The 24,523-nt window shown below is 69.8% G+C and carries 25 protein-coding genes; 13 read left to right on the plus strand and 12 right to left on the minus strand.

All coding sequences use genetic code 11. From position 1 onward, the window contains the following. Position 1: 1 nt before the first annotated feature. From F9C12_RS29270 to F9C12_RS29280, 3 genes are read right to left on the minus strand one after another with little or no spacing between them, the layout of a single operon-like run. Positions 2-1,141, minus strand: coding sequence for a PQQ-dependent sugar dehydrogenase (locus tag F9C12_RS29270; protein ID WP_409462498.1), 1,140 nt, complete (start codon positions 1,139-1,141; stop codon positions 2-4). 19 nt (positions 1,142-1,160) lie between these two features. Next, complete coding sequence (locus F9C12_RS29275; protein WP_409184988.1) at positions 1,161-1,814, minus strand: response regulator; 654 nt, start codon at positions 1,812-1,814, stop codon at positions 1,161-1,163. Then, on the minus strand, positions 1,811-2,935 hold the full coding sequence (locus F9C12_RS29280) for a sensor histidine kinase (RefSeq protein ID WP_409467097.1): 1,125 nt from the start codon (positions 2,933-2,935) through the stop codon (positions 1,811-1,813). The genes F9C12_RS29275 and F9C12_RS29280 overlap by 4 nt, the downstream gene beginning before the upstream one ends. A gap of 146 nt (positions 2,936-3,081) precedes the next feature. On the opposite strand from F9C12_RS29280, the gene F9C12_RS29285 reads away from it, so the two are divergent. Together F9C12_RS29285 and F9C12_RS29290 are read left to right on the plus strand one after the other, a co-directional pair. After that, on the plus strand, positions 3,082-3,687 hold the full coding sequence (locus F9C12_RS29285) for a class I SAM-dependent methyltransferase (RefSeq protein ID WP_409462499.1): 606 nt from the start codon (positions 3,082-3,084) through the stop codon (positions 3,685-3,687). Then, complete coding sequence (locus tag F9C12_RS29290; protein ID WP_409462500.1) at positions 3,659-4,165, plus strand: DedA family protein; 507 nt, start codon at positions 3,659-3,661, stop codon at positions 4,163-4,165. Before F9C12_RS29285 ends, F9C12_RS29290 begins: the two co-directional genes overlap by 29 nt. On the opposite strand, the gene F9C12_RS29295 is transcribed toward F9C12_RS29290, so the two are convergent. Further along, a complete protein-coding gene (locus tag F9C12_RS29295) occupies positions 4,143-4,919 on the minus strand; it encodes a helix-turn-helix domain-containing protein (RefSeq protein WP_409184991.1) in 777 nt (258 codons plus the stop codon). The genes F9C12_RS29290 and F9C12_RS29295 overlap by 23 nt on opposite strands. Positions 4,920-5,007: 88 nt before the next feature. Here F9C12_RS29295 and F9C12_RS29300 point away from each other — a divergent pair, with 88 nt between their 5' ends. Together F9C12_RS29300 and mfd are read left to right on the plus strand one after the other, a co-directional pair. Continuing rightward, positions 5,008-5,949, plus strand: a complete 942-nt coding sequence (locus tag F9C12_RS29300) for an LLM class flavin-dependent oxidoreductase (RefSeq protein WP_409462501.1) — start codon at positions 5,008-5,010, stop codon at positions 5,947-5,949. 6 nt (positions 5,950-5,955) lie between these two features. Continuing rightward, positions 5,956-9,534 (plus strand): transcription-repair coupling factor, encoded by a 3,579-nt coding sequence (gene mfd / locus F9C12_RS29305; protein WP_409462502.1) that lies wholly within the window; start codon positions 5,956-5,958, stop codon positions 9,532-9,534. A 660-nt stretch (positions 9,535-10,194) separates the two neighbouring features. Here mfd and F9C12_RS29310 read toward each other — a convergent pair. Then, entirely contained in the window at positions 10,195-10,608 is a 414-nt protein-coding gene (locus F9C12_RS29310) for a hypothetical protein (protein ID WP_409462503.1), read from the minus strand. A gap of 81 nt (positions 10,609-10,689) precedes the next feature. Between F9C12_RS29310 and F9C12_RS29315 the strand changes: the two genes are divergently transcribed. The 7 genes from F9C12_RS29315 to F9C12_RS29345 all read left to right on the plus strand — a co-directional run bounded on the left by F9C12_RS29315 (position 10,690) and on the right by F9C12_RS29345 (position 16,948). Continuing rightward, the gene (locus tag F9C12_RS29315; RefSeq protein WP_409462504.1) at positions 10,690-11,688 is read left to right on the plus strand and encodes a hypothetical protein; all 999 of its coding nucleotides are present in this window, start codon (positions 10,690-10,692) and stop codon (positions 11,686-11,688) included. Continuing rightward, a complete protein-coding gene (locus F9C12_RS29320) occupies positions 11,685-12,599 on the plus strand; it encodes a MazG family protein (protein ID WP_409462505.1) in 915 nt (304 codons plus the stop codon). Before F9C12_RS29315 ends, F9C12_RS29320 begins: the two co-directional genes overlap by 4 nt. Before the next feature lie 242 nt (positions 12,600-12,841). After that, positions 12,842-13,396, plus strand: a complete 555-nt coding sequence (locus F9C12_RS29325) for an RNA polymerase sigma factor (RefSeq protein WP_409184997.1) — start codon at positions 12,842-12,844, stop codon at positions 13,394-13,396. Positions 13,397-13,425: 29 nt separating this feature from the next. Continuing rightward, positions 13,426-14,214 carry a zf-HC2 domain-containing protein gene (locus tag F9C12_RS29330; RefSeq protein ID WP_409462506.1) on the plus strand — a complete coding sequence of 263 codons (789 nt, stop codon included), beginning with the start codon at positions 13,426-13,428 and terminating at the stop codon, positions 14,212-14,214. Between the two features lie 21 nt (positions 14,215-14,235). Continuing rightward, positions 14,236-15,039, plus strand: coding sequence for an ABC transporter ATP-binding protein (locus F9C12_RS29335; RefSeq protein WP_409462507.1), 804 nt, complete (start codon positions 14,236-14,238; stop codon positions 15,037-15,039). After that, on the plus strand, positions 15,036-16,385 hold the full coding sequence (locus F9C12_RS29340; RefSeq protein WP_409462508.1) for a hypothetical protein: 1,350 nt from the start codon (positions 15,036-15,038) through the stop codon (positions 16,383-16,385). Before F9C12_RS29335 ends, F9C12_RS29340 begins: the two co-directional genes overlap by 4 nt. After that, the gene (locus F9C12_RS29345) at positions 16,385-16,948 is read left to right on the plus strand and encodes a hypothetical protein (RefSeq protein WP_409462509.1); all 564 of its coding nucleotides are present in this window, start codon (positions 16,385-16,387) and stop codon (positions 16,946-16,948) included. Before F9C12_RS29340 ends, F9C12_RS29345 begins: the two co-directional genes overlap by 1 nt. 74 nt (positions 16,949-17,022) lie before the next feature. Here F9C12_RS29345 and F9C12_RS29350 read toward each other — a convergent pair whose 3' ends face one another. The 5 genes from F9C12_RS29350 to efeU all read right to left on the minus strand — a co-directional run bounded on the left by F9C12_RS29350 (position 17,023) and on the right by efeU (position 21,866). Continuing rightward, positions 17,023-17,433 (minus strand): PPOX class F420-dependent oxidoreductase, encoded by a 411-nt coding sequence (locus F9C12_RS29350; protein WP_409185002.1) that lies wholly within the window; start codon positions 17,431-17,433, stop codon positions 17,023-17,025. A 4-nt stretch (positions 17,434-17,437) separates the two neighbouring features. After that, complete coding sequence (locus F9C12_RS29355; protein WP_409462510.1) at positions 17,438-18,502, minus strand: LLM class flavin-dependent oxidoreductase; 1,065 nt, start codon at positions 18,500-18,502, stop codon at positions 17,438-17,440. Between the two features lie 105 nt (positions 18,503-18,607). After that, on the minus strand, positions 18,608-19,864 hold the full coding sequence (gene efeB, locus F9C12_RS29360; protein ID WP_409462511.1) for an iron uptake transporter deferrochelatase/peroxidase subunit: 1,257 nt from the start codon (positions 19,862-19,864) through the stop codon (positions 18,608-18,610). Continuing rightward, positions 19,861-21,012 (minus strand): iron uptake system protein EfeO, encoded by a 1,152-nt coding sequence (gene efeO, locus F9C12_RS29365; RefSeq protein WP_409462512.1) that lies wholly within the window; start codon positions 21,010-21,012, stop codon positions 19,861-19,863. The genes efeB and efeO overlap by 4 nt, the downstream gene beginning before the upstream one ends. A 2-nt stretch (positions 21,013-21,014) precedes the next feature. Continuing rightward, positions 21,015-21,866, minus strand: a complete 852-nt coding sequence (gene efeU / locus F9C12_RS29370; RefSeq protein WP_409185006.1) for an iron uptake transporter permease EfeU — start codon at positions 21,864-21,866, stop codon at positions 21,015-21,017. A 268-nt stretch (positions 21,867-22,134) separates the two neighbouring features. On the opposite strand from efeU, the gene F9C12_RS29375 reads away from it, so the two are divergent. Next, a complete protein-coding gene (locus F9C12_RS29375; RefSeq protein WP_409462513.1) occupies positions 22,135-22,926 on the plus strand; it encodes a murein transglycosylase in 792 nt (263 codons plus the stop codon). A 149-nt stretch (positions 22,927-23,075) separates the two neighbouring features. Here F9C12_RS29375 and F9C12_RS29380 read toward each other — a convergent pair whose 3' ends face one another. Together F9C12_RS29380 and F9C12_RS29385 are read right to left on the minus strand one after the other, a co-directional pair. Next, positions 23,076-23,258: a hypothetical protein gene (locus F9C12_RS29380; protein ID WP_409185008.1), complete on the minus strand. Its 183-nt coding sequence runs from the start codon at positions 23,256-23,258 to the stop codon at positions 23,076-23,078. A 206-nt stretch (positions 23,259-23,464) separates the two neighbouring features. Beyond that, positions 23,465-23,869, minus strand: a complete 405-nt coding sequence (locus F9C12_RS29385; protein ID WP_409185009.1) for a tetratricopeptide repeat protein — start codon at positions 23,867-23,869, stop codon at positions 23,465-23,467. A gap of 70 nt (positions 23,870-23,939) precedes the next feature. Here F9C12_RS29385 and F9C12_RS29390 point away from each other — a divergent pair, with 70 nt between their 5' ends. Further along, positions 23,940-24,422 (plus strand): VOC family protein, encoded by a 483-nt coding sequence (locus F9C12_RS29390; protein ID WP_409185010.1) that lies wholly within the window; start codon positions 23,940-23,942, stop codon positions 24,420-24,422. The last annotated feature ends 101 nt before the right edge of the window (positions 24,423-24,523 follow it).

Below are 24,523 nucleotides of genomic sequence, written 5' to 3' on the forward strand. Positions count from 1 at the left end.
GTCAGCCGGGGGTCACGCGCAGCAGTTTGTCGTTGCTGCCGTTGGAAGTCGTCACGTACAGCGAGCCGTCCGGTCCGCTCCGGGCCGCGCGCAACCGGCCGAATTTGTCGTTGAATTCCGCGGGCAGCGTGACTCTGGTGACCTTCGCGGCCGCGTCCAGGTGCAGCAGCAGGAGTTTCTGCCCCTTCAGCGCGACCACGACCAGCGCGCCTTCGTCCGCGCCCCATTGCTTGCCGGTGAGGAAGGCGTCGCCGCTGGTCGCCTCGGTGACCTGCCCGCTGGTCCACAGTGGACGAACCGCGTCCGGGAACCGGGTGGTGTCGGTCATCGGCACGCTCTCGTCGTAGCTGGAATCGACGCCGCCCTTCGACGGATCCCAGCCGTAGTTCCCGCCCGGCCGCAGGAGATTCACCTCGTCGTCGAACGCCGGTCCGTGTTCGGAGGTGACCACCTGGCCGGTGCCCGGCCGGATCGCGACGCCCTGCACGTTGCGGTGGCCGTAGGTGTAGATCCGCCGCTCGTTCGGGTCGGCGGACGCGGAGAAGGGGTTGTCCGGCAACGGTTCCCCGGTCTTCGCGTGGATCCGCAGCACCTTGCCGCCGAGGCTGTGCCGGTCCTGGGCCACGGTGGACCGGGCGGTGTCGCCGGTGCCGACGAGCAGCGCGCCGTCGGGAGCGAGCGTCGGGCGGCAGCCGGAATGCCGTCCGCTCGGGTTCACCGGCAGGCCGGTCAGCAGGTCGCGCACCTTCGCCGCGCTCGCGCCGTCGTCGGCGAGCCGCCAGGTGACGAGCCGGACGTCCACCGCGTGGCCGTTTTCCTGGTGGGTCTGGCAGGTGGTGAACTCGCGCGAGGTCGCGAAATCCGCCGCCAGGACCAGGCCCATCAAGCCGCCTTCGCCCTGCACCAGGACGTCGGAGAAATCGGCGCGCACGTCGGTCGTCCGGCCGTCGCGGACCAGCGCGAGCTTGCCGGGGCGCTGCGGCACGAGCAGGGAGCCGTCGGGAAGGAAGCCGACGTCCCAGCCGTGTTCGAGGCCGTCCGCGACTTCGTGCACGGTGAACCGGCCGGGCTCGGACTTCGCGGGCGCGGCCGAGCAGGCGGCGAGCAGCAGGACGGCGGCGACCAACGTGACGAGACGCATGGGTCCAGCATGCCCCGGTTCAGCCGCCGGGACGTACCAATCCGGACTCATACGCGAACACGACCGCGTGAACCCGGTCCCGCAGCCCGAGCTTGTTCAGCAACCTCCCGACATGCGTCTTCACCGTCGTCTCGCCGATGAACAGCGTCCCGGCGATCTCGGTGTTCGACAATCCGCGCGCGATCAGGCCGAGCACGTCCTTCTCACGTTCGGTCAGCGTCTCCAGTTTCTGCTCGTCCAGCGGCGTCCGATGGGCGCTGAGGTAGCGGTCGAGCAGGCGTTTCGTGACCGACGGCGACACCATCGCGTCACCGCGCAGCACGCCGCGGATCGCCACCAGCATCTCGTCCGACGGTGCGTCCTTGACCAGAAATCCGCTCGCCCCGGCGCGAAGCGCGGAGTAGGCGTACTCGTCGAGGTCGAACGTCGTGATCACCAGAACCGAGGTGTCCGGCAGTTCGGCGCAGATCTGCGCGGTGGCCGCGACGCCGTCGAGCACCGGCATCCGGACGTCCATCAGCACGAGCTCCGGCCGGTGTGCGCGGGCGAGTTCGACGGCTTCCGCGCCGTCGCCCGCCTCGGCGACCACCTCCAGGTCGGGCTGGCTGTCCACGATCATCCGCAGCCCGACGCGCACCAGTTCCTGGTCGTCGCAGATCAGCACGGACGTCATGCGGCGTCCGTCCGCAGCGTGGCGGACACGCGGTAGCCGCCGTCCGGCAGCGTGCCGGTTTCGAGCTTGCCGTGGTACATCGCGACGCGCTGGGCCATGCCGGTGAGCCCGCGTCCCGACCCGGGCAGCCCCGCCGCGACCGGTTGCCGTCCGCCGGAGTTGGTGACTTCGACGTGGATTTCCGGGCCGGCGAAGGTGACCCGGACCCGGCCGCTCGCGTCGGCCGGCGCGTGTTTGAGCATGTTGGTCAAGGCCTCCTGGACGATGCGGTACGCCTGAAGCGCGACTCCGGCGGGAAGGTCGGCGATGTCGCCGTTGACTTCGAGGGTGATGTCGCGGCCGGATTGCGCGACGAGCGTGCGCAACTGGTCGAGCGTCGGCTGCGGAGCGCGCGCGGGTTCGCCAGCATGCATCACTTCTAACAGCCGCCGTAGTTCAGCGAGCGCGGAACGGCCCGTTTTGCTGATGGTGTCGAGCGTACGGTCGACAGCGTCCGGGTCGTGATGGCGCGCGAGCTTCGCTCCTTCGGCGTTCAGGACGATCACGCTCATGCTGTGTGCGAGTACGTCGTGAAGCTCGCGCGCGATCCGCGTGCGCTCTTCGGCGACTGAAGCGCGGCTGCGGGCTTGTTCCTCGGAGGCTGCCAGTTCCGCTCTTAACCGCTCTTCTTCGGCGAGTTGCTCCTTCGTGCGGAAGAACGCGCCGAGCGCCCATGCGGCCAGGAACAGCGGCGCTGCGCCGAAGATGGTGAGCGTCGGGTTCAGGGTGTGAGTGCCCCAGGTGAAACCCCAGAACGTTTCCAGCCCGGCGATAGCTACTGCGAAGCCGATGAACCATCTGTCGCCGGCTTTTACGAGGGTGTACAGAACGACGGCCATCGCGAGGTCGCTGCGGCCGCGGTCGTAGGCCCATATCTCGTTGGTGTAGACGACAGCTACGCCGATGAGGATCAGGAGCGCGACTGTGCGCGGGTAGCGGCGACGCAGCAACAGCGGCAGCAGGAACAGCATGGAGAGCATGCGGATCCGCCACGTGTCCTGGTCCGCGATGTTGGGTCCGAAGGCGACGAAGACGGCGTACAGCGGCAAGTCCAGCAACCAATGCTGCTTGCGTACCCACATCACCAGTCCACGCACCAAACGAACGTAACGCGCGGCCGTCGTCGCGCGCGTCGTTCCGGAGGATGGCTGTGGTCCTCCGAGCGGACGACTTTTCCCGCCGCCCGAGCCGATCCGCGATGACCAGGCCGCTTCCTACCGTCGAAAACATGTCGATTACCAGGGAGTTCTTCCGGCACCCGATGCGTACCGGCGCGATCGCGGCCAGCTCGGCACGGCTGGCCGGAGTGATGACTGCCGGGCTGGGCGTCGAGAGCGCGCACAGCGTCGTGGAGCTAGGGCCGGGAACGGGTGTCTTCACCGAAGTACTGCTTCGCATGCTTCAGCGCGACGCGCACTTCACCGCAGTCGAAATCAACCCGCATCTCGTACAGGAGCTACGCGAACGCTTTCCGTCGCTGCACATTGCGGAAGGCTCCGCAGAACACGTCGCTGCGTACGTGACCATGCCGGTCGACGTGGTCGTCTCCGGTCTGCCGTGGACAGCCATGCACGCTGCACCACAGGCGGCGGTATTGAACTCTGTCTGCGAGGTGCTGTCTCCACAAGGCCGCTTCACCACCTTCGCGTACGCGCACACCGCCTGGACACCGCCAGCGCGCCGCTTCGCACGGTTGCTGCGAAGCCGCTTCGCGGTTGTCGAACGCACCAGTGTCGTGTGGCGGAACCTGCCGCCGGCGTACGTGTACCGCGCAGCTTTGCCCGTGCGGTCGGGACTGGACCGCTATGGACAGCCTGCTTCAGCCGCTTCTTGACGCTCCCGCGCCGCTCGTCTACTTGATCTGCGCGTTGGTGATCATGGCCGAGACTGCGCTGTTGCCCGGCATCGTGCTGCCGACGCTGTCGACCTTGCTGCTCATGGGTTTCCTTGTGCAGCGCGGGACTTTACAGCTGTGGCCAGCACTCGCAATCTGCGTCGCGGCGGCTTTGGCGGGGGACCAGCTCGCGTACTGGGAGGGCCGGCTGTGGGGTCCGAAGCTGCGACGGTCGCGCGTAGGGCAGCGGATCGGCGCAGCGAAGTGGGACAAGGCCGAAGCGACCGTCGCGCGTTACGGCGTGCCAGCAGTCGTCCTAGGGCGGTGCCTCGCGGGCGTACGCACTCTCGTGCCCCGCGTCGCCGGTTCTGCCGGACTGTCGTACCGACGCTTCTTCGTCGGAAGCCTGTGCGCGGCGGTGCTCTGGGCGGGGGTGGAGCTGACGATGGGGCAGCTCACCGGGTGGGTCGCGCCTTGAGCAGCTCCGCGGTCGAAGCGTCTGCGGGCAGGAAGGTTTCGAGGCTCAGCTCGGCGACCGTCACGTCGACCGCGGTGGCGAAGTGCGTGATCGCGGTGAGCAGCCGCAATTCGCCCGCCGAGCTGGACAACTGCAGCGGCACGGCGAACCCGAGGTGGTCGCCGGACGGTTCGCCGGGCGACGGCAGGTAGCCGGTGAGTTCGTCCAGCAACGCCTGGTGCCGGGGATCTGGACCCTGCGCCAGACCTTGGCGAGGGCGTTCGAGCACGTGCTGCGCCCAGTCGGCGAAATTCCGGATCCGCGGCGCCAGCCCGCGCGGGTGCAACGCCAGCCGCAGCACGTTGACCGGCGGTTCGAGCAGGTCCTCGGCGACGCCCTCGGTGAGCAGGCCGAAACTGTCGTTCGCCGCGACCAGGTCTCCGTAGCGGTTCACGACCAGCGCCGGGTACGGCTCGTGTCCGGCGAGCAGGGCGCGCAGCGAGTCCAGCACGGGCGTCAGCGCGGGATCGTCCAGCCGGGTTTCCGGGTAGACCGGCGCGTATCCGGCGGTCAGCAGCAAGGCGTTGCGCTCGCGCAGCGGCAGGCCGAGCGCCTCCGCCACGCGCACCACCATGCCGCGGCCGGGCAGCGAACGGCCGCGTTCCATGAAGCTGACGTGGCGTTGCGTCGTCCCGGCTTTCAGCGCGAGGTCGAGCTGGCTGAGCCGGCGGCGGGAGCGGGCGTCGCGCAAGGCGTCGGCGAACGAAGCGGGCACCTGAGCGATTCTGGCCGAGGGGCCGGACGCCGGGCCATTCCCTGGAGGGAATTGCCGGGACGCCGGGCCGCGCTGGATTGTCGGCGGCGTGGAATTCGGACTTCTTCTTCCCGCCGGACAGGCGCAGCTCGAAGCTGGCGGCACCCCGCGTGCCCTCGTCGCATTGGCCCGCGAAGCCGAACGGCTCGGCTTCGATTCGATCTGGGCCGGTGACTCGCTTTCCCGCCCCCGGATCGAACCGCTCACCCTGCTCACGGCGGTCGCGCAGGCAACCGAACTGGTCACCGTCGGAACCGCCGTGCTGCTTCCCGCGCACCGCAATCCAGTGCAGACCGCGATGACGCTCGCGTCGGTGGACCTGATCTCCGAAGGACGGCTGGCGGTCGGCGTCGGCGCGGGCTTCCCCGGCTTCAGCGAGCAGGAGTTCGAGCTGGCCGGGGTCGATTTCCGGACGCGGTTCTCGCATCTGGACGACGTGGTCGCGCTCTGGCGCGAGCTGTGGACCGGGCAGCCGCGCTCGTTCCACGGCAAGGTCCTGCACTACGACTGGCTGCCGCCGGCGGTCCGGCCCGCACGCCCCGGCGGTCCGCCGATCTGGCTGGGCGGCGCGACGCCGGCCGCGCTTCGCCGCACCGCTCTCCGTTACGACGGCTGGCTTCCGTATCCACCCGATCCGGCGGATTACGCGTCCGGTCTCGCGACGATCCGCGCCGCCGCCGACCGTCCGGTGACCCCCTCGCTGTTCTTGACCGTCTACGTCGATGCCGACCCGCGTCGCGGCCATCGTGTTCTGGAGGACTACGCGCAGGCGACTTACCAGCGGCCGTTGGCGCAGATCAGCACCATCCAGGCGACCGTCACCGGATCGATCCCGGAGGTCGCGGCGGCCGTGCGCCGCTATGCCGAGGCCGGAGCCGAACACGTGCTGCTGCGCGTCGGCTCCCTGGAGCCCGGCGCGGTCGAGCGGCAACTGCCCCTGTTGGCGGAGGTGATCGCCGGGGAGCGAAAACTTGTCGGTGCCGCGACGTAGGCTGGGATGGTGACCGACGCTGTACTGTCCGGACTCCTCCAAGCCATCCTTCCCGACCCGGCGCTGCGCGGTGTTGTCGAGCGCGCCGGTGCCCCGCTGCTCGAACTGCAAGGCGCTGTCGCCGTACGGCAGCTCGTGGCCGCCGCGCTGGCCGAAGACCCCGAGCGTGGCGGCGCGGGCCGTCCGGTGCTGGCCGTCACCGCCACCGGGCGCGAGGCCGACGAGCTGACCGCTTCGCTCGGCGCGCTGCTCGGCCCCGAGCGCGTGGCGGATTTCCCGTCCTGGGAGACGCTGCCGCACGAGCGTCTGTCGCCGCGCGCGGACACGGTCGGACGGCGGCTGGAAGTGCTGCACCGCCTGCACACCGGCGACGAGCAGCTGCGGGTCGTGGTCGCGACCGTGCGCAGCCTCATCCAGCCGATGGCTCCCGGGCTCGGCTCGCTCGCGCCGATCGACCTGGTCGTCGGCGAGGAGCAGAGCTTCGAGGGCCTGCTCGAACGGCTGGTCGAGCTGGCGTACACGCGCGTGGACATGGTCGAGAAGCGCGGCGAGTTCGCGGTCCGCGGCGGCATCCTCGACCTGTTCGGGCCCACCGCGCAGCATCCGGTCCGGGTGGAGTTCTGGGGCGACGAGGTCAGCGAGATCCGCGCGTTCGCGGTGTCCGACCAGCGTTCGCTGCCCGGCGAGATCCAGCGGGTCACCGCGCCGCCGTGCCGCGAGCTGCTGCTCACGCCGGACGTCAAGGCGCGCGCGGCCGAGCTGGCCACCACGTACGAGGCCGACGCGCACCTGGCCGAAATGCTCACGAAGCTGTCCGGCGGCGTCCCGGTCGAGGGCATGGAGGCGCTCATCCCGGTGCTCTGCGAGGGCGAACTGGCCTTGCTCACCGACGCGATGCCGCAGGGCAGCCACGTGCTGCTGGCCGATCCGGAGAAGATCCGCGCCCGCGCGGCCGACCTCGTCCGCACCGGGCAGGAGTTCCTCGAAGCCTCCTGGACCACCGCGGCGGCGGGCGGGCAGGCCCCGATCGACCTCGGCGCGTCGGCGTACCGCGAGCTGTCCGAGATCGCGTCGCACGCGCAGGAGACGAAACGTCCCTGGTGGACGCTCACCCAGCTGACCAGCGAAGACCCGGACGTGTACCGCGTCGGCATCGAGCCCGCGCCCGGCTACCGGGGCGAGCTGGAACGCGCGATGACCGACCTGCGCGCGCACCTCGCGTCCGGCGGCACCGGCGTGCTCGTCGTCGCCGGACAGGGCACGGCCAGCCGCGCGGTAGAGCAGCTGGTGGCGGCCGAGGTCCCGGCGAAACACGTCGAGGTGCTCGCGGACGTGCCGCCGGCCGGGGTCGTCACGGTCACCTGCGGCGGGCTCGCGGAGGGCTTCGTCTCGCCGGAGCGCGCGCTCGTGGTGCTGTCCGAGGCCGACCTGACCGGCCGCGGCGCCACCGCTGGATCGTCCACAAAGGACTTGAACACGAAGATGCCGTCGCGCCGCCGCGGCGCGGTCGACCCGCTGGCGCTCAAGGCGGGCGACTACGTGGTGCACGACCAGCACGGCATCGGCCGGTTCGTGGAGATGGTGCAGCGCACGGTCGCCGGGGCGACCCGCGAGTACCTGCTGCTGGAGTACGCCTCCTCCAAGCGCGGCCAGCCCGGGGACAGGCTGTTCGTGCCCACCGACCAGCTCGACGAGGTGTCCCGCTACGTCGGCGGCGAATTGCCGACGCTCAACAAGCTCGGCGGCTCGGACTGGAAGAACACCAAGGCGCGCGCCAAAAAGGCGGTCAAGGAGATCGCCGCGGAGCTGGTGCAGCTCTACGCCGCCCGGCAAGCCGCGCCCGGGCACGCGTTCGGCCCGGACACGCCGTGGCAGTCCGAGCTGGAGGACGCGTTCCCGTTCACCGAGACCAACGACCAGCTCGCGGCCATCGACGAGGTCAAGGCGGACATGGAGCGCGGCGTCCCGATGGACCGCGTGATCTGCGGCGACGTCGGCTACGGCAAGACCGAGATCGCGGTGCGCGCGGCGTTCAAGGCGGTGCAGGACGGCAAACAGGTGGCCGTGCTCGTGCCCACCACGCTGCTCGCGCAGCAGCACTTGAGCACCTTCACCGAACGGATGCGGTCGTTCCCGGTCACCATCAAGGGCCTTTCCCGGTTCACGCACAAGGCGGAATCGGACCAGGTCATCGAACAGCTCGCCGACGGCGAGGTCGACATCGTCATCGGCACGCACCGGCTGCTGCAGACCGGCATCCGCTACAAGGACCTCGGCCTCGTGATCGTCGACGAGGAACAGCGGTTCGGCGTGGAGCACAAGGAACACATCAAGGCGCTGCGCACGCACGTCGACGTGCTCACCATGTCGGCGACGCCGATCCCGCGCACGCTGGAGATGTCGCTGGCGGGCATCCGCGAGATGTCGACCATCCTCACCCCGCCGGAAGACCGGCACCCGATCCTGACCTATGTCGGTGCGTACGACGACAAACAGGTCGGCGCCGCGATCCGGCGCGAGCTGCTGCGCGACGGCCAGGTGTTCTACGTGCACAACCGGGTGTCGTCGATCGAGAAGGCGGCGAAACGGATCCGCGAGCTGGTGCCGGAGGCGCGCGTCGTCACCGCGCACGGGCAGATGAACGAGGACAAGCTCGAAAAGATCATCCAGGGCTTCTGGGAGAACGAGTACGACGTCCTCGTCTGCACCACCATCGTCGAAACCGGCCTGGACATCTCCAACGCCAACACCCTGATCGTCGAACGCGGCGACATGCTCGGCCTCGCCCAGCTGCACCAGCTGCGCGGCCGGGTCGGGCGTGGCCGCGAGCGCGGGTACGCGTACTTCCTGTACCCGCCGGAAGCGCCGCTCACCGAGACCGCGCACGACCGGCTCGCCACCATCGCGCAGAACACCGAACTCGGCGCGGGCATGGCGGTCGCGATGAAGGACCTCGAAATCCGCGGCGCGGGCAACATCCTCGGCGCGGAACAGTCCGGGCACATCGCGGGCGTCGGGTTCGACCTGTACGTCCGCCTGGTCGGCGAAGCGGTCGAGGCGTTCCGCCGGCACGCGGGGGCGGAGCCGGCGGAGGACGAGGAACTGGCCGAAGTCCGCGTCGACCTGCCAGTGGACGCACACATCCCGCACGACTACGTCCCCGGCGAACGACTGCGGCTCGAGGCATACCGCAAGATCGCGTCGGCCCCGGACACCGCGGCCCTCGACGCGGTGCGCGAGGAACTGGTCGACCGCTACGGCCAGCCGCCCGCCCCGGTCACCCGCCTGCTCGCGGTCGCGGCATTCCGGCACGCCTGCCGCGCCGCGGGCGTCACCGAGGTCGCGGCGCAGGGCAACACGATCCGGTTCGCGCCGCTGCCGTTGATGGACTCGCAGCTGGTGCGGCTGAAACGCTTGTACCCCAAGGCGGTGTACAAGGCGATCACCAACACGGTGTCGGTGCCGAAGCCGACCGAAGGCCCAGCAGGGGGCCGGATGGGCGCGCCGGTGCTGCGTGACCAGGAACTGCTCGACTGGTGCACGAAGCTGCTGGCACAACTGACGAAAACCCCGGCGGCGGTATGAGCGGTGCGGCGGGCCTCGCCTGAGCCGCCGCGGGTGCTGTGCGGTATCGGTGCTCGCGGCGGTCTGGATGGCGGGGTTCTGCCGCTTTCGCTTGGCTGCGGCTCGCTTTTCGCGGGTTCAGTTCGCCGAGCAGGCTTCGAGGCCGGGCGGTTCGGCCGTGACCAGCCGCGTGGTGTGCGGGTGCGCGTCTGGTCGCTGAGGCGAAACTAGTTCGAGTGTCGGCGCTTGTTGCTGTGCGGTATCGGTGCTCGTGGCGGTCTGGATGGCGAGTTGTCGCCGCTTTCGCTTGGCGGCGGCTCGCTTTTCGCGGCTTCAGTTCGTGGAGCAGGCTTCGAGGCGGGGCGGTTCGGCCGTGGCCAGCCGCGTGGTGTGCGGGTTCGCGTCTGGTCGCCGAGGCGGAGCTAGTTTGAGCGGCGACGGTTGTTGCTGTGCGGTATCGGTGCTCGTGGCGGTCCTGATGGCGAGTTGTCGCCGCGTCCGCTCGGCCACGGCGTTCTTTTCGCGGCTTCAGCTCGCCGAGCAGGCCTCGAGGCCGGGCGGTTCAGCCGTGACCAGCCGCGTGATGCCTCGGCTTATCGACCCGCCGGAGGCGGAGCTTAACGGCGAGGTACCACCGCGCCCATCCGGCAGCGGCACCCTTTCCGTGGCCAAGCGGTGGCTTCAGCCCGCCGAGCAAACCTCAACCCCCGGCGGTTCCGCCGTAGCCAGCCGCAGCGACACCTCCTCCTCCGGCGCGGGCAGTGCCCCGCACCCGGACATCGGCGACGGCCGGGGACGTCGCGGCACCCGGGCTCCCGACCCGCCGCCGCGGCCCGGATACACGAGCAGGCCGTGTTCCGGGTCCGGCACCGCGTCGAGAGCGGCGGTCACGGCGGGCAGGTTCCGGAAGCGGTCCCGTTTCTCCTCCGAGGAAAACTCGATCTCCAGCGTCACGCCCCAGCGGTGGACGTGCCACGCCCACTGTTCGGCGCCGTTGGTCAGCGCGGCCTCGGTCAGCCGGTCGCCGTGAGCACGCTGCCACGCGCTCGCCGCGAAGGCCCCGTCGAGGACTTCGATCGACAACCAAGAGTCCATATGTCGACAATAGCCCGCTGAATGCCTCGATGGTGTTGCGTTTGGAGGCCATGTGAGAGGGTAGGGCCTGTGATGCGGATCATGGGGTGCCGCCGTGCGCTGGGCGCCGTTCTCGCCGGAGCTTTTCTTCTCGCCGGATGCGGCACCGGTCCCAGTCAGGTGGGCACCGCCGCGGTCGTCGACGGTCAGGTCACCACCATCGACCAGGTTCAGGCGCTGCTCGACCGCGCCGTGCAGGAGCAGCCGTACGCCCGGCAGCTCGCCTCGCGGCACCAGCTCGACCAGGTCGGGCGCGAGATCGTCCGGCAGACGCTGCTGCACCAGGTCGTCGTGAAGGCCGCGCAGAAGGAAGGCATCTCGGTCGACGAGGCCACCGTCAGCGAGGCCATGCAACAAGATCCGCTCGCGTCGCCGGTGCCCGAGTCCGTCACGCAGGACCAGTCCGCGGCCGTCACCCAGCTCGTCTGGCGGCTGCGCGACCACCGCGAGGCGATCACCGATCAGTACCTGCAGCAGCGGATCGCGCTGAAGTACCTGCCCACCCTGTCGGTGAACTTCGACTACACCAGCATCGGCGCGCCGACCTCGCAGAGCCAGGCCCCGTCGATCGACCCGAAGGCCGCGCGCAGCCAGGCCATCGCCAAGGCCGAGGAATACGCGAGCGACCCGAACAAGATCCAGGCCGACATCCAGGGCGGCGCGCAGGGCAACGTCGGCCAGCAGGCCCCCGCGCTGTCGTCGCCGCAGGACGCCGCGACCGTGCTGTTCGGCGTGCCCGCGAACACCGCCATCGCGTTCCAGCCGAACCCGGCGAGCGCGCCGACCTGGTGGGTCACCGCCGTGGTGCGGAAGCGGACCACGGATTCGAAGGTCGCCACCGACCAGGTCCAGCAGCCGACCGCGGCTCAGCTGGGTGCGATCGGCGTGCGGATGCTCCAGCCGTATGTTGGCAACGTGGACTTCAAAATCAACCCCCGCTACGGCGTGTGGGACGCGGTCGGCATGAACCTCGCCCCCAGTGCGGCCGAGGTCACGGGCGTGGCCGTGCCTCTGCGCGGCGGTGCTCCGGCGCAGCAGTGACCGGCACTGTAGTCCTGGTCCGGGGCGCGACGCTGCCCGCGGCCGCCCTGCCCCTGCTTCGCACTAGCGCGGTGTACGCCGCGACCGACGTCGACCCCGCGCAGTTCGGGGTCCCGCAGGTAGGCGAGTCCTACGCGGACATCGTGCTGCTCGCCGCTTCCCGCACCGAACCGACCGCGGCCGCGATGCTCGCCGCCGGGGCGCGGCTGATCGAAACCCCGGTGCCGCCGCTCGTCGAAGCGGTCGAGGTCATGGACCGCCTGCGCTCGCCGGGCGGCTGCCCGTGGGACGCCCGGCAGACGCACGAATCCCTGCGCCAGTACCTGGTCGAGGAAACGTACGAACTGCTGGAAGCCATCGAGGACAACGACCGCGCGGCCCTGCGCGAGGAACTCGGCGACGTCCTGCTGCAGGTCTTGTTCCACGCCCGCGTGGCCGCCGAACACGGCCGAGCCCCCTTCACCATCGACGACGTGGCCCGCGACCTGGTGGACAAACTGGTCGGCCGCCATCCGAACGTCTTCTCCGACGCGGCCCGGATCGCCTCGGCCGAGCACCAGGAACTGAAGTGGGAAGAACTGAAGCAGGCCGAGAAGCAACGCAAGTCCATTGTGGACGGCGTCGCGCTCGGCCAGCCCGCGGTCGCCCTGGCCGGGAAGCTGGGGCAGCGCAGCGGCCGCGCCGGAATCCCGCTGGACCTGTTCCCGCAGGATTCCTCGGCCCCGGCCCAGCTTTTCCGCACGGCGGCCACCGCTCGCCGGGGCGGGTTGGACCCCGAGGGCGAGCTGCGGGCAGTGGCGAAGCAGTTCGCCCGCGACATTCGCGCGGCGGAGGCGGCGGCGCGGAAGGCCGGGGTCGAACCGTCGACGTTGGAGGCTGAGGGCTGGCGGAAGTTCTGGCCTTCGGCTTGAGCCGTTTTTGATGCGCTGCTTGCTAATCCGCCTGCTCTTCGCGTGCTGGTGGTTCGCTGCCGCCTGCGTGCGTTGACGTGCTGACCCGTCCTCACTCGAACGACGGAGACCTCGTCCAACCGCCCCTGCCCCCGTCGTCGCCCGGGCACGATGGCCCCGGCAGCCGAATCGCTTCGGTTCCACTGTGATCCAGATCACTTGTTTTGGAGAACCAGAAGCGCGGAGGTGGCGTCTTGCCGGGTGTGAAGCACAAGCCACCCAGGGAGCCGGACGAGGAACGCCTCCTCCGGCGCACCGCCCGCGGCGACCGTGCGGCGTTCGAAGAGCTTTACCGCCGCACGTCGCCGTGGCTCGCGATTCGCCTGCGCCACCGCTGTTCCGACGACCAGATCGTCGCGGAGGTGATGCAGGAGACCTACCTCGCCGTGTGGCGTGCCGCGGGTTCGTTCGCGGGCGTCGTCGCCGGCGGCTCCGCCGTGGGCTGGGTGTGGACGATCGCGGTGCGGCGGCTCATCGACGCGTTCCGGCGGCGGGCACACCACGCGCATCCGCCGCCCGGAGTGCACGAATCGCTGTCCGCGCCCGCCGCCGAAGAGGAGGCGCTGGCGGGCACGGTCGGCGATTCGGTGGGCGACGCCTTGCGCAGTCTCGCGCCCGAACTGCGCGAGGTTCTGCAAGCGATGGTGCTCGACGGATTGTCGGTGCGGGAGACCGCGATTTTGCTGGGGTTGCCGGAGGGCACGGTCAAAACCCGGGCCCGCCGCGCGCGGATCGCGATGCGGGAGGCGTTGTCGTGAAACCAGGACTGTCGGAAGGAGGTCAAGCCGTGCACCACGTATCCGACCGGATGCTCGCCGGCTATGTCGCCGGGCGCGAACTGCCGGGGGACGAGGCATGGGCGATCGAAGGGCACCTGGAGAAGTGCTCGCACTGCCGGGCGCGGCTCGCCGGCGCGTCCACCGCCGAGGTGTCCGGTCTGCTGGACATCGTGTGGGCCGGGCTGGAACCGAACCTCGCCGAAGCACCGCGGCCGAGGCCGCGCCGGGCCGCGGCGTGGCTGCACTGCTGGGCGACCCCGGTGATGGTGCCGTGGCTGTTGATGGTCCTCGTGGTCGGCGCGCTGTCGGTCTACCTCGACCGGTCGCTGCGCGAGGAACTGTCGTTCGTGCAGTTGCTTTCCCCGGTGCTGCCGGTCTTCGGGGTGGCGGCGGCGTGGTCCCGCGGGCTGGATCCCTCGTACGAACTCACCGCGGCCACGCCGCGGGCCGGGCTGGAGCTGATCCTGCGGCGGACCACGGCGGTCGTGGTGCCGGTGCTGGCGGTGCTGCTCGCCGCCGACTGGCTGGTCGGCGCGCGGATGGGACTCGGGCTGCTGCCGAGTCTCGCGTTCACCACCGGGACCCTCGCGCTCGGCACGTTCATCGGGGTCGCCTGGGCGGCGTCGATCCTGGTCGGCGTGTGGCTCGGCGCGCTGGTGGTGCCGAGCGTCGCGTTCGGGGGCTCGGTCCTGCTCGAGGACGTCGCCTGGCCGGGCTGGCTGGCGGCGGCGGCGGTCGCGACCTTGTTCGTAGTGCTTCGCCGGAACACCTTCACGCAGCTTGCTGCACAGCACTGACGGAAACGAGAGGGGACACCGATGCGGGCTGTGGAAGCCGCCGAGGTCGCTCCGGCGGCCTATGCCTGGGAAATCCAGGCTCAGGGACTGAAAGTGCGGGTCGGCCGCAAGAAGATGGCGGTCGACGGACTCGACCTCGCGCTCGGCACGGGCGTGCACGGGCTGCTGGGGCCCAACGGCGCGGGCAAGACCACCTTGATCCGCACCCTGGCCACCGTGCTGCGGCCGACGGAAGGCAAGCTGACGCTGCTCGGAGCGCCGGTCGGGGGGCACCTCGACCAGCGCGCCCTGCGCCGCCGGATCGGCTATCTGCCGCAGAGCTTCGGGTACTACAAGCGGTTCACCGTCCGCGAGTTCGTCGAATATCTGGCGTGGCTCAAGGAAATGCCCAAGCGGGAGGTGCCGGGCGCGGTGCAGCGCGCGATCGAGCGGGTCGGTCTCGCCGAACGCGCCGAGGACAAGCTGAAGACGCTGTCCGGCGGCATGATCCGCCGGGTCGGCATCGCGCAGGCGATCGTGAACGACCCGGTGCTCCTGCTGCTCGACGAACCCACCGCCGGGCTCGATCCGGCGCAGCGGCTGCGGTTCCGCGAGCTGCTGCAGGAAATCGGCCGGGACGCGTGTGTCGTCGTGTCCACGCATCTGGTCGAAGACGTCGCCGCGGCGTGCTCGGACGTCGTCCTCTTCGCCGCCGGGAAGCTGGTTTTCCAAGGCACGCCAGCTGATCTGGCCGCGGCGGGCAGCGAGTCGGACGTCGGCGACAGCCCGATCGAGCGCGGCTATTCGGCGCTGCTCGGCCACGCGCAGGGGAAGGGGTCGTGGTGAGGAGCGTGTTCCGGATCGAACTCCGGCGCACCATCGCGCCTTGGGTGCCGATCGCGATCCTGGCGGTGAGCCTTGGCTTGCTGGTGTTCTCGCGCGGCCCGTGGAACTACGATTCCGCGGCCTGGAACGCGACGTGGCTGACCGCGGTGCGGTGGTCGCGCTACCTGCTGGTGCTGATGTGGCCGATCATCGTCGGAGCGGCGGCGATCCAGGGCATGCGGGACGCCCGTGCCGGGGTCGGCGAACTGTTCGGCTCCACCCCGCGACCCGCCGGGCAGCGAGCCGCCACGCTCGGTCTCGCGCTCGGGTTCGCCGCGGTGGTGGGCTATCTGGTGCTCGTCGCCGCCGGGATCGGGCAGGTCATCGCGAAGGGCGGGCTGTTCACCACGGCGTGGGTGATGCAACTGGTGCTCGGCGTGCTGTCCGTAATCGCGGGCGTGGCACTGGGGCTCGGCCTTGGCCGGTTGCTGCCGTATCCGATCACCCCTCCGGTGCTCGCTGTGCTCGCGCTGGCAGGCGGGTTCTACGCGCAGGTGTCGGGCATGAACGGAGCGGGGCCGAACGCGATGGTGCTGCTGGGCGTCGGGCAAGTGCAGCCGCACGGTCCGTTCGACCTGCCGAGTCCCGCGGTCGAATTCGGGCAGCTGAGCTGGCTGCTCGGCCTCACAGCCGCGGGAATCCTGTTGCTGCTGGCCAGTTCGACGCGCGCCAAGGTGTTCGCGCTGCTCCCGGTAGCGGCCGGGCTGGCGGTGGCGTTGCCGCTCTTTCCCGCCTGGTCGACGGACAATTACGTCCAGGACAAAATGGCCGCCGCGCTCGTCTGCGACGGTCCGGTGTGCGTCACGCGCTTGCACGAGGACTGGCTGTCCACTGTATCCGGTCCAGGCAAGGAAGCCTTGCGGCGACTGGAGAAACTGCCGCACCCTCCAACCCGCGTCGAGGAGTCGACAGAGCCGTTCCGGACCAACCGGGCCGGACCGCGAGACCCGTCCCGGGTGCTGATCAATCAGGACGACTACGCGCTGCAGGACAAGAGCGGTTCGAGCCTCACCCTGGCGCTGCTGAGTGGCGCCGGAACGTCGCCCTGCCACGCCGCGTCCTACGGCGGCGAGCAGAACGACCGGGAGGACGCCGCGCGCTGGGTGATGGCGCAATGGCTGGTTGGCTCGTATACGCCGCCGTCTTCGCGTCGGCAGCCTCCGCTGCAGCCCCAAACAGACCCAGCGTGGGCGGCCCTGAAGGCAGCGCCGGAGGCGGAACAGACCGCTCGGATGGCCGCCGCTCGCCAGGCGGAGCTGACCTGCACCGGTGACCCGTTGAAGATCCTCACGGAGGGTGCGCGCTGATGCGGTGGACAGTGCTGTATGTGCGTTCGCGCCATCTCGCGGTGTCCTTGGCGGCGATGTTGCTTTGCGTCGCCGCTTTCCCGCCACTGATCGGCGACAACTGGTCGACGTTCCTCGCGACCATCAGCCTCGGTGCCGCGGTCGCGGTGGCAGGCGTGGGTCTTAGCGGACAGGACATCGACCTGGACCGCACGGCCTCCTTCCGCTGGCCGCCCCGGCGACTGGCGCATCTGCTGCTGATCGGTGCGGTGGCTGGTGGAGCAATGCTTGCGGCACAAGGATTTGTCGATCCTCCGATGGACACCGGATGGGTCCTGCGCAACGCGGCCGGGCTGCTTGGCCTGACCGGGCTGGCGGCCACGCTGTTCGGCGGCCAGTTCGGCTGGACGCTGCCCTTCGGCTGGGCGATGACGGCGGTCTTCGTACCGCGTACCGCCGGTCAGTTCCACGACATCCTGGCCTGGCCGATGGCACCGGCGGACTCGGCCGCGGCGTGGTGGACAGCCGGGCTGGTGTTCGCGGCCGGAACGGCGGCGTACACGGTGGCGGGTGCTCGTCGATGACACGGCGAACCGGCAAGCCGGGCGCAGTCCCGTCCCTCCCCCGGGCAGGGGCGGGACTGCGGACCGGCGCGGCTTCAGACGTTCCGGTTGTTCGGCTTGACCTCCAGCGGTTCGTGGTCGGGGTCGTCGATGCCGAAGCTGATGATGCGGTGCGGGTGAATGCGGATGACCGCGCCGTCGAGGTGGCCGTCCGGTTCGAACGCGTCCGGCACGGCTTCCGCCCGGCCCCGGATCTCCAGGCAGCGGACGCGCATCGGCTTCGTCGAGGGCTGGTCGTCGATCACGATGGCGACGTTGCCGTTGGCCTCGACGTTGCGGTACTTCCGGCTTTTCGTCAGGTTGTACCCGGTCACGTCGATCGTCTGAGTCTCCGGGTTCCAGGCGAACGCGACCGGGCTGACCTGCAGAGTTCCATTCGGCTGTTGCGTGGCCACCCGGGCGAGGGGCTGGTCGGCCAGGTACTTGAGTTCCGCTTCGGTGAACATGCACCTACCGTGCAAGTTCAAGCTTGCTTGAAGTCAAGCGCACGCGGGGGATCACGTGCTCGGCGAACCGCCGCATCTCCGCTTCGAAGGGCTGAAATTGCAGCATAAACGTCTCGATTCCCAGGTCAGCCCACTCGCGGATGCGCTGGGCGACGGTGTCGTAGCTGCCGACCAGGCCAGCCGCGGTGCCGCCGTTCGTGCCGATGTGCGGGTACTTCGCGAAGGTCTGGAACATCACCGCCTTCGGATCGGCGTCCGCGACCAGCGCCTCCCAGCGCGCCTTGCCCGCCTCGGCCAGTTCCCACAACGCCGCCAGTTCCGCTTCCGCCTCCGCATCGGTTTCGCGGGCCACCACGAACGCGGACAGTCCAAACCGGACCGGTGCGCCGGCCCGTGGGCGAGCGGCGACGTCCGCGATCAGGCCGGCGACGTTTTCCTTCGGCTGCCCGTTGATGAACCACACGTCGGCCTTGTCCGCGACCAGCGCCCGCGCCGGGTCCGATTCGCCGCCGACGTACACCGTCGGTGCCGAACCGGCGGGCCGAAGCTGGTACCCGTCGACCTGGAAGTGCTTGCCCTGGAACGAAACCCGCTCGCCGGCCAGCAGTCCGCGCACGACGCTGATCCATTCGCGGCCGTACTCGTACCGTTCGTCGTGCTCGGCGAACGGAATGCCCGCCCGCGCCAGTTCCGGTTTGTACCAGGCGTTGACCAGGTTCAGCCCGAACCGGCCACCGCTGATCTCCTGGATCTGCAGCGCCTGCTTCGCCAGCACCACCGGGTGCACGAGATACGGCTTGATCGCCGCGATGATCTCGATCCGCTCGGTGAGCGCGGCGAGCGCCGCCGCGGACGTCCACGTCTCCAGCTGGTCCAGTTCGTCGCCGAACGGGTTCACCACGTGCTGCGCGATGAGCGTCGAATCGAACCCGAGCCGGTCGGCCTCGACGATCAGCCGCCGGTTGCGTTCCCAGCTGGCGTCCACCGGGTCGTCCGGATGATCGAACGGGCCCCACGACCCGTAGACGACCGCCCATACCCCGAACCGCGGCTGTGCCACTGCGACCACGACCGAACTCCTCACCTCGCGCGGATGAACGCGGTCACCGTCGCTTGCCCGGAAGGCGCCGGCAACCGGTCCCACGCAGTGGCGGGGCCGGGAGGTTTGTACTGGTCAGGCGAAGAGCCCGTCACCCCAGTTGCTCGTCGGGGTGAGGCCCGGCGGAATCGCGAAGTGCGCGGAACCGGTGTGCTGCAGGTACTCCATCATGGCGTCCTTCGAGGACAGCACCTGCTGCATCGGGACGTACTGCGTGCGCGTGTCCCGGTTGAACGCCAGGAAGAACAATCCCGCTTCGAGGTGGCCGACCCCGTCCGAGCCGTCGACGAAGTTGTAGCCGCGGCGCAGGATCTGCACGCCCTTGCGCGTCTGGCGCGAGGCCAGCCGGATGTGCGCGTCCTCGGCGATCAGCGGGGCTCCGCCCTCGCCGCCGACCTGCAGGTCGACCTGGTCGAACTCGCCGGTCTGCCCGAGCGGCGCGCCGGTTCCCTTGGTGCGCCCGACAATCTTTTCCTGCCCGGCGAGGGTTTCGCGGTCCCAGGTTTCGATGTGCATCCGGATCCGGCGCGCCACCAGGTACGTGCCGCCCGCCATCCACGCCTGCCCGTCGCCGGCCTGCGCCCACACCTGGTCGCGGAGCACGTCGGTGTCCTCGGCCTTGATGTTGTTGGTGCCGTCCTTGAACCCGAACAGGTTGCGCGGCGTCTGCTGCGAGCGCGACGTCGACGAACTGCGCCCGAATCCGAGCTGCGACCAGCGCACCTCGGTGACGCCGAAGCCCAGCCGCACCAGGTTGCGCACCGCGTGCACCGCCACCTGCGGATCGTTCGCGCAGGCCTGGATGCACAGGTCGCCGCCGCTGCGGGCCGGGTCGAGTTTGTCCTTCGGGAACGCCGGAAGGTCGATCAGCTGCGGCGGGCGCTTCGCGGCGAGGCCGAACCGGTCGTCGAAGAGCGAGGGGCCGAAGCCGATCGTCAGGGTCAGGTCGGAGGGAGGCAGGTCGAGCGCCTCGCCAGTGTCGTCCGGCGGGGCCTGCGCGGAGCCGCCGAGCGCGCCGTTCGGGCCGACGTCCTGGCCCGCGGTCATCCGCCGGGCCGCGGCCGTCCAGGTGCGCAGCAGTTCGCGGAGCTTGTTGACGTCCTTCGTGGTCACGTCGAGCGCGGCGAAATGCAGGTTCTGCTGCGTCGGCGTGACGATCCCGGCCTGATGCTCGCCGTGGAAGTCCACAGTGGACGCCGCGGCCGAGGCGGGGGCGCCGCCGAGCCGGTCGATGCCGACCCCGGCCGCCGCGCCCGCGCCGGCCAGCGCCACTCCCGCGCCGGCCAGCCCGAACAGCTTCCGGCGGGAAACCCGCGTCCCCTCCTCGGTCACTTGGCGACAACCTCCGCGACCTTGCTCAGCGGCTCGCTCAGCGCGTCGACCGCCGAGGCGAACGCCTTGATCTGGTCCTGGGAGAGTTCGTTGTAGTACTTGAAACCGTCCCCGGAGCGGGTCTTGTCCAGCAGTCCCTGCACGTTCGCGAACTCCTTGTCCAAAGTGGACACGAGGGCGGCGTCGCGCTCCTGGATGATCGGCCGCAGCGCCGCGATCGCGCCCTTGGAACCGTCGAGGTTGGCCTGGAAGTCCCACAGGTCGGTGTGCGAGAAGGTCTCCTCCTCGCCGGTGATCTTGCCGGTGGCGACCTCGTCCATCAGGCCCTTCGCGCCATTGGCCAGGTCCAGCACGCTCAGCTGCAGCGTCTTCGCCTTGGCGACCAGCGCCTTCACGTCGGCGAGCAGCTTGTCCGCGATCTGCGGGCTGTCCGGCTTCAGGCCGGTGCTCCACAGGTCTTTCTCCAGCCGGTGGAAACCGGTGAACTGCTGGCCGGGTTCGAGGTCGGCCTCGCGCGCGTCGATGGCCGGGTCGAGGTCGCCGAACTTCTCCGCGACCGGCTCGATCCGCTCGTAGAAAACGCGGGTGCGGGCGTATTCGGCCTTCGCCTCGTCGACCTTGCCCGCCTTGACCGCGGCGACGAACTTCGCGGTTTCGGTCTCCAGCGCCGAGCTGTTGTTCTCGACGTAGGTCGCGTAGCTCTTGGTGGCCGCGGCTTTCTGCGCGCTGGCGCTGTTCTGGCTCTGCGCGCCGCCGGTGACGGTGAAGTCGCCGCGGATGCCGTTGCCGACCATGCCCGGCTTGCACGCGGTCTGGTACTTGCCCGCGGCCGGGACCTCGACGATGAGCCGCCGGTTCAGTCCCGGCGCGATGTTCTCGACCTCGCCCATGATCCGGTCGCCCTCGGCGTAGAGGTAGAACTCGGTGACCTTGCTGCCCTTGTTGGCGATCTCGAAGGTCAGGTTGCCCGCGGCCGCGGTCGTCGCCGAAACCGAGCAGGCGGTGTCGGACGCCTCGACCTTGATCGGCCCGCCCGAGGCCGCGCCCGACGGTCCGGACGCGGAATTCGTGCTGTCGCAGGCGGTCAGCGCGACGAGCGCGCCGAGGCCGGTGAGCACAGCCGTCGAGGTTTTGCGGAACTGGGGCACGGTCACTCCTTGGCGGCGGCCGGAGCGGCCGGAGCCGCTTCGGTCTTGTTCTTGCGGGCGGGCTTGAGGAACAGCGGCAGCACGATCGCCACGTAGGCGACCCACGCGATCGCTTGCAGCACAGTGGTTTGCTGCGAATAGTTGAAGATCCCCTTGAGCAGCGCGCCGTACCAGGAGGTCTCCGGCAGCGTGCTCGACGCGTCGAAGGCGAGCGTGGTCAGTCCGGGGATGAACCCGGCTTCCTGCAGGTCGTGCAGGCCGTAGCCGAGGACGCCGGCGGCGACGAACACCAGCAGCACGCCGGTGATCGTGAAGAACTTCGCCAGGTTGAACCGCACCGCGCCGCGGTAGAGCAGATAGGCGAGCACGATCGCGGCGGCGATCCCGACCACGAACCCGACGAGCGGCTGCAGGGTGTCGGATTGTGCGGTCTGCACGGCCGAGTAGAAGAAAACGGCGGTTTCGAGCCCTTCGCGGCCCACCGCGAGGAACGAAAGCAGCAGCACCGCCGCCGGGCCGACCTTGAGCGCGTCCTCCATCTTCCCGCGCAATTCGGCCGCGATGTGCCGGGAAGCCTTGCGCATCCAGAAGATCATCGCGGTGACGAAGACGACCGCGACGATGGAAAGGCTGCCGCCGAGCAGTTCCTGATGCTCGAAACTCAGCTGCGCGGTGCTGTAGGTGAGGATCGCGCCGACCCCGATCGACAGCAGCACCGCCGCGCCGACCCCGGGCCACACGAACCGCAGCGCGTGCCGTCGTTCGGTCTTCACCAGGAAGGCGACCAGGATGCTCACCACGAGCGCGGCTTCGAGGCCTTCGCGCAGCCCGATGAGCGCGCTGGAAAACACCACTGTTCAGCCCTCCTTCGACTACCTGACCTGATGTTTTTAGGTAAGGCTTGCCTGTAAGTCCAGAGGGAAGTTCGCTGACCGGGTCCGGCAAAATGGGCAAAACGACGTTCCGTGGGGAGTTAGGTTAGGGTAACCGCAGGTCAGAGCGTCGCCGAGGGGTCACGTAACGAATTGTGTGACCTGGGCTTCTCGGGCATGGAGTTAACCATCCGCTTGCCATTCGCCCAGTCCAGCGTCCCCCTCGCGGGTTCATCAGTAACCTGTCCGAGTGGCCGATACCACTCAGCCGACCATTACGCCGTCTCCACCGCGCCGTTATCCGAGCCGCATCGCGTTCGCGCTGGGTCTGGTGCTGACCGGGGTCGTGCTGGTGGTGACCATCGGGATCCGGAACCCGAACCCGCCCGCGCCACCCGCCGCGGCCGCCCCGCCGCCGGTCTCGGCCAAAACGGAGCCGCGCCCGCAACCCGGCTCCGAAGCCCCGCGGGTCGGTTTGGCCGCCCCGCCGGACCGCCCGCTCGTGTCCGACCAAGCGGAACTGGACGCGTGGGCCACCCGGGTAGCCGGAAAAACGCGGCTCGACGCGCGCGTGCTCGCCGCGTACGGGCGCGCGGAAATGTGGATGCAGCGGCAGAAACCGTCATGCCACCTGTCGTGGGCGACGCTCGCCGCGATCGGAAACCTGTCCTTCGGAACGGAAAAACCCGGCCCGGACGGCACGATGCCGGTCAACCTCGGCCCAGCCGAAGGCCCGGACACCGACGCCGGAAAACTCGACGGCGACCGCAGTGCCGACCACCGCGTAGGCCCGCTGCGGATCATGCCTGCCGCGTGGCACAAACACGCCCAACGAGCGAACGGCGACGGCAAAGCCGCCGACCCCGGCAACCTCGACGACGCGGCCTTCACGGCGGCCCGCTACCTCTGCTCGGGCGACGACGACCTGGGCGCCCCGGCGGGTTGGTGGAAGGCGATGCTGCTCTACAACCCGGCGGTCAACTACGTACAGGACGTCTTCACTGCGGCGGATTCTTACGCGGAGGAGAGCGTCGCGCCCTGAGCGGGGCTCGTTGTCCGGGCGGTTTCGCTGCCCCGGTCGATGTCTTGTTTCGGGTGCGGCGGTTCGCTCGTTCTGCTTTCGGCGAATCGGGCACTAAGCCGGAATGTGCTGGCTTGCTTTCGTATAGCGGTCGGCTGAGCTGGCGGCAGTCAGTGGGTCGGCAGCGCGGCGCTCACACGCACCGTCTTCTGCGCCAGAGTCTCAGCGCGCACCGGCTGCTTGCGCGGCTGGACCGGGTGGCGTTCGTTCAGTTCGACGAGTGCCGGCGCCAGCGCCATCAGCACCAGCACGAGCAGCCCGGCGGTGGCTCCGATCACGGTCAGCGCGGTCATGTCGGCCTCCTCAAATCGCTCTCTGTGATGACACCAAGGATCGCGCTTCGCCCGGTCTGCCCGGATCGGCCGACCGGCCGAGCCGGGTCGCCGGATGGCCAGGCTTCCCCTCTGCCCTGTTCACTTCAGAAGACGCGCCGGGACCGCGCTGGATCCGGCGGGTGCCCGCGAGTGCCTGCGCGGGTGCACGTTCGGGACGGGCGGGGTCAGCGGTCGCTGAGCGTGATCCTCGCCCTGACCTCGCTGATCGCTTCGAGATACTCCGGCACCGGGTTCATCGCCGACGCCATCCGCAGTTGTGCGAGCGCCTCGGCCAAACGGCCGAGGCGCTGGAGGGTGCGGCCGAGCACGAACCGGGCGTAGTGGTCGGTCGGGTCCAGCTCCAGTACGCGGGTGAACGCGTGTTCGGCGCGGCGCAGCTGGGCGGAGTGGAAGTACGCGCGCCCGGCGAGCAGTTGCACGCTCGGCTTGTCCGGCTCGTCGGCGAGCAGGGGTTCGAGTTCTTTGAGCGCGTCGAGCGGGCGTCGCCGGGCGACCAGGTGCTCGGCGTTGCGGAACCTGCGGAAGCGCGATTCGCCGTCGGGTTCGGGGGCTGCTGCGGCGTCCGTCATGGTCGCTTCACGATACCGGCGCGGAGGGCGTTGCACGACCGTCAGACGAGTCGTGATGGACTGTTCCGCCATGAGCAGCGATCAGGAACCCGGTTACGTGGGACTGGCGCCGTACCTCTACTACAGCGATGCGACCGCCGCGCTCGCGTGGCTGACCAGGGTGTTCGGCTTCACCGAGGAAGTCCGCTTCGAGGACGGGGCGGGCGAGGTTTTCCAGGCGACGCTCTGCGCGGGCGACGCGCGCGTCCAGCTGGCCGGGGTGGGTCCCGAATACTGGGAAGCCAAGGGGGTCGAAGGGCCGGTCGGGCAGCTGAACGTCGTGTACGTGACCGACGTCGACGCGCAATACGAGCGGGTCTGCGCGGCGCTCGGCGACGACGACGCGCCGGAACCGCCGCAGGACCAGCCTTACGGCGCGCGGATCTTCACTGTCGCCGATCCCGGCGGCAACAGCTGGACGTTCTGGCAGCAGGTGACCGACCAGGTCGAGCTGCCGTCGGGATGGCGCGAAGTCCGGCCGGAGGACCAGGCGGCCGGCGAAGTGCCCGGCTGAGCTGGAGAACACGCAGCGGAACGGCCCGGCACCGGCCTGGCCTCCAACGGGTGAACCCGCTGGGCGGTTACTCTGGGCGGCGTCACCGCAGGCACGACCCA

Source organism: Amycolatopsis sp. GA6-003, assembly GCF_046267895.1.
Lineage (GTDB): Bacteria > Actinomycetota > Actinomycetes > Mycobacteriales > Pseudonocardiaceae > Amycolatopsis.

What these genes read in the sequence shown, in the direction of transcription:
- F9C12_RS29270 (WP_409462498.1), bottom strand. Translation starts at nt 1,141, where the DNA reads ATGCGTCTCGTCACGTTGGTCGCCGCCGTCCTGCTGCTCGCCGCCTGC.
- F9C12_RS29275 (WP_409184988.1), bottom strand. Translation starts at nt 1,814, where the DNA reads ATGACGTCCGTGCTGATCTGCGACGACCAGGAACTGGTGCGCGTCGGG.
- F9C12_RS29280 (WP_409467097.1), bottom strand. Translation starts at nt 2,935, where the DNA reads ATGTGGGTACGCAAGCAGCATTGGTTGCTGGACTTGCCGCTGTACGCC.
- F9C12_RS29285 (WP_409462499.1), top strand. Translation starts at nt 3,082, where the DNA reads ATGTCGATTACCAGGGAGTTCTTCCGGCACCCGATGCGTACCGGCGCG.
- F9C12_RS29290 (WP_409462500.1), top strand. Translation starts at nt 3,659, where the DNA reads ATGGACAGCCTGCTTCAGCCGCTTCTTGACGCTCCCGCGCCGCTCGTC.
- mfd (WP_409462502.1), top strand. Translation starts at nt 5,956, where the DNA reads ATGGTGACCGACGCTGTACTGTCCGGACTCCTCCAAGCCATCCTTCCC.
- F9C12_RS29310 (WP_409462503.1), bottom strand. Translation starts at nt 10,608, where the DNA reads ATGGACTCTTGGTTGTCGATCGAAGTCCTCGACGGGGCCTTCGCGGCG.
- F9C12_RS29315 (WP_409462504.1), top strand. Translation starts at nt 10,690, where the DNA reads ATGGGGTGCCGCCGTGCGCTGGGCGCCGTTCTCGCCGGAGCTTTTCTT.
- F9C12_RS29335 (WP_409462507.1), top strand. Translation starts at nt 14,236, where the DNA reads ATGCGGGCTGTGGAAGCCGCCGAGGTCGCTCCGGCGGCCTATGCCTGG.
- F9C12_RS29345 (WP_409462509.1), top strand. Translation starts at nt 16,385, where the DNA reads ATGCGGTGGACAGTGCTGTATGTGCGTTCGCGCCATCTCGCGGTGTCC.
- F9C12_RS29350 (WP_409185002.1), bottom strand. Translation starts at nt 17,433, where the DNA reads ATGTTCACCGAAGCGGAACTCAAGTACCTGGCCGACCAGCCCCTCGCC.
- F9C12_RS29380 (WP_409185008.1), bottom strand. Translation starts at nt 23,258, where the DNA reads ATGACCGCGCTGACCGTGATCGGAGCCACCGCCGGGCTGCTCGTGCTG.
- F9C12_RS29385 (WP_409185009.1), bottom strand. Translation starts at nt 23,869, where the DNA reads ATGACGGACGCCGCAGCAGCCCCCGAACCCGACGGCGAATCGCGCTTC.
- F9C12_RS29390 (WP_409185010.1), top strand. Translation starts at nt 23,940, where the DNA reads ATGAGCAGCGATCAGGAACCCGGTTACGTGGGACTGGCGCCGTACCTC.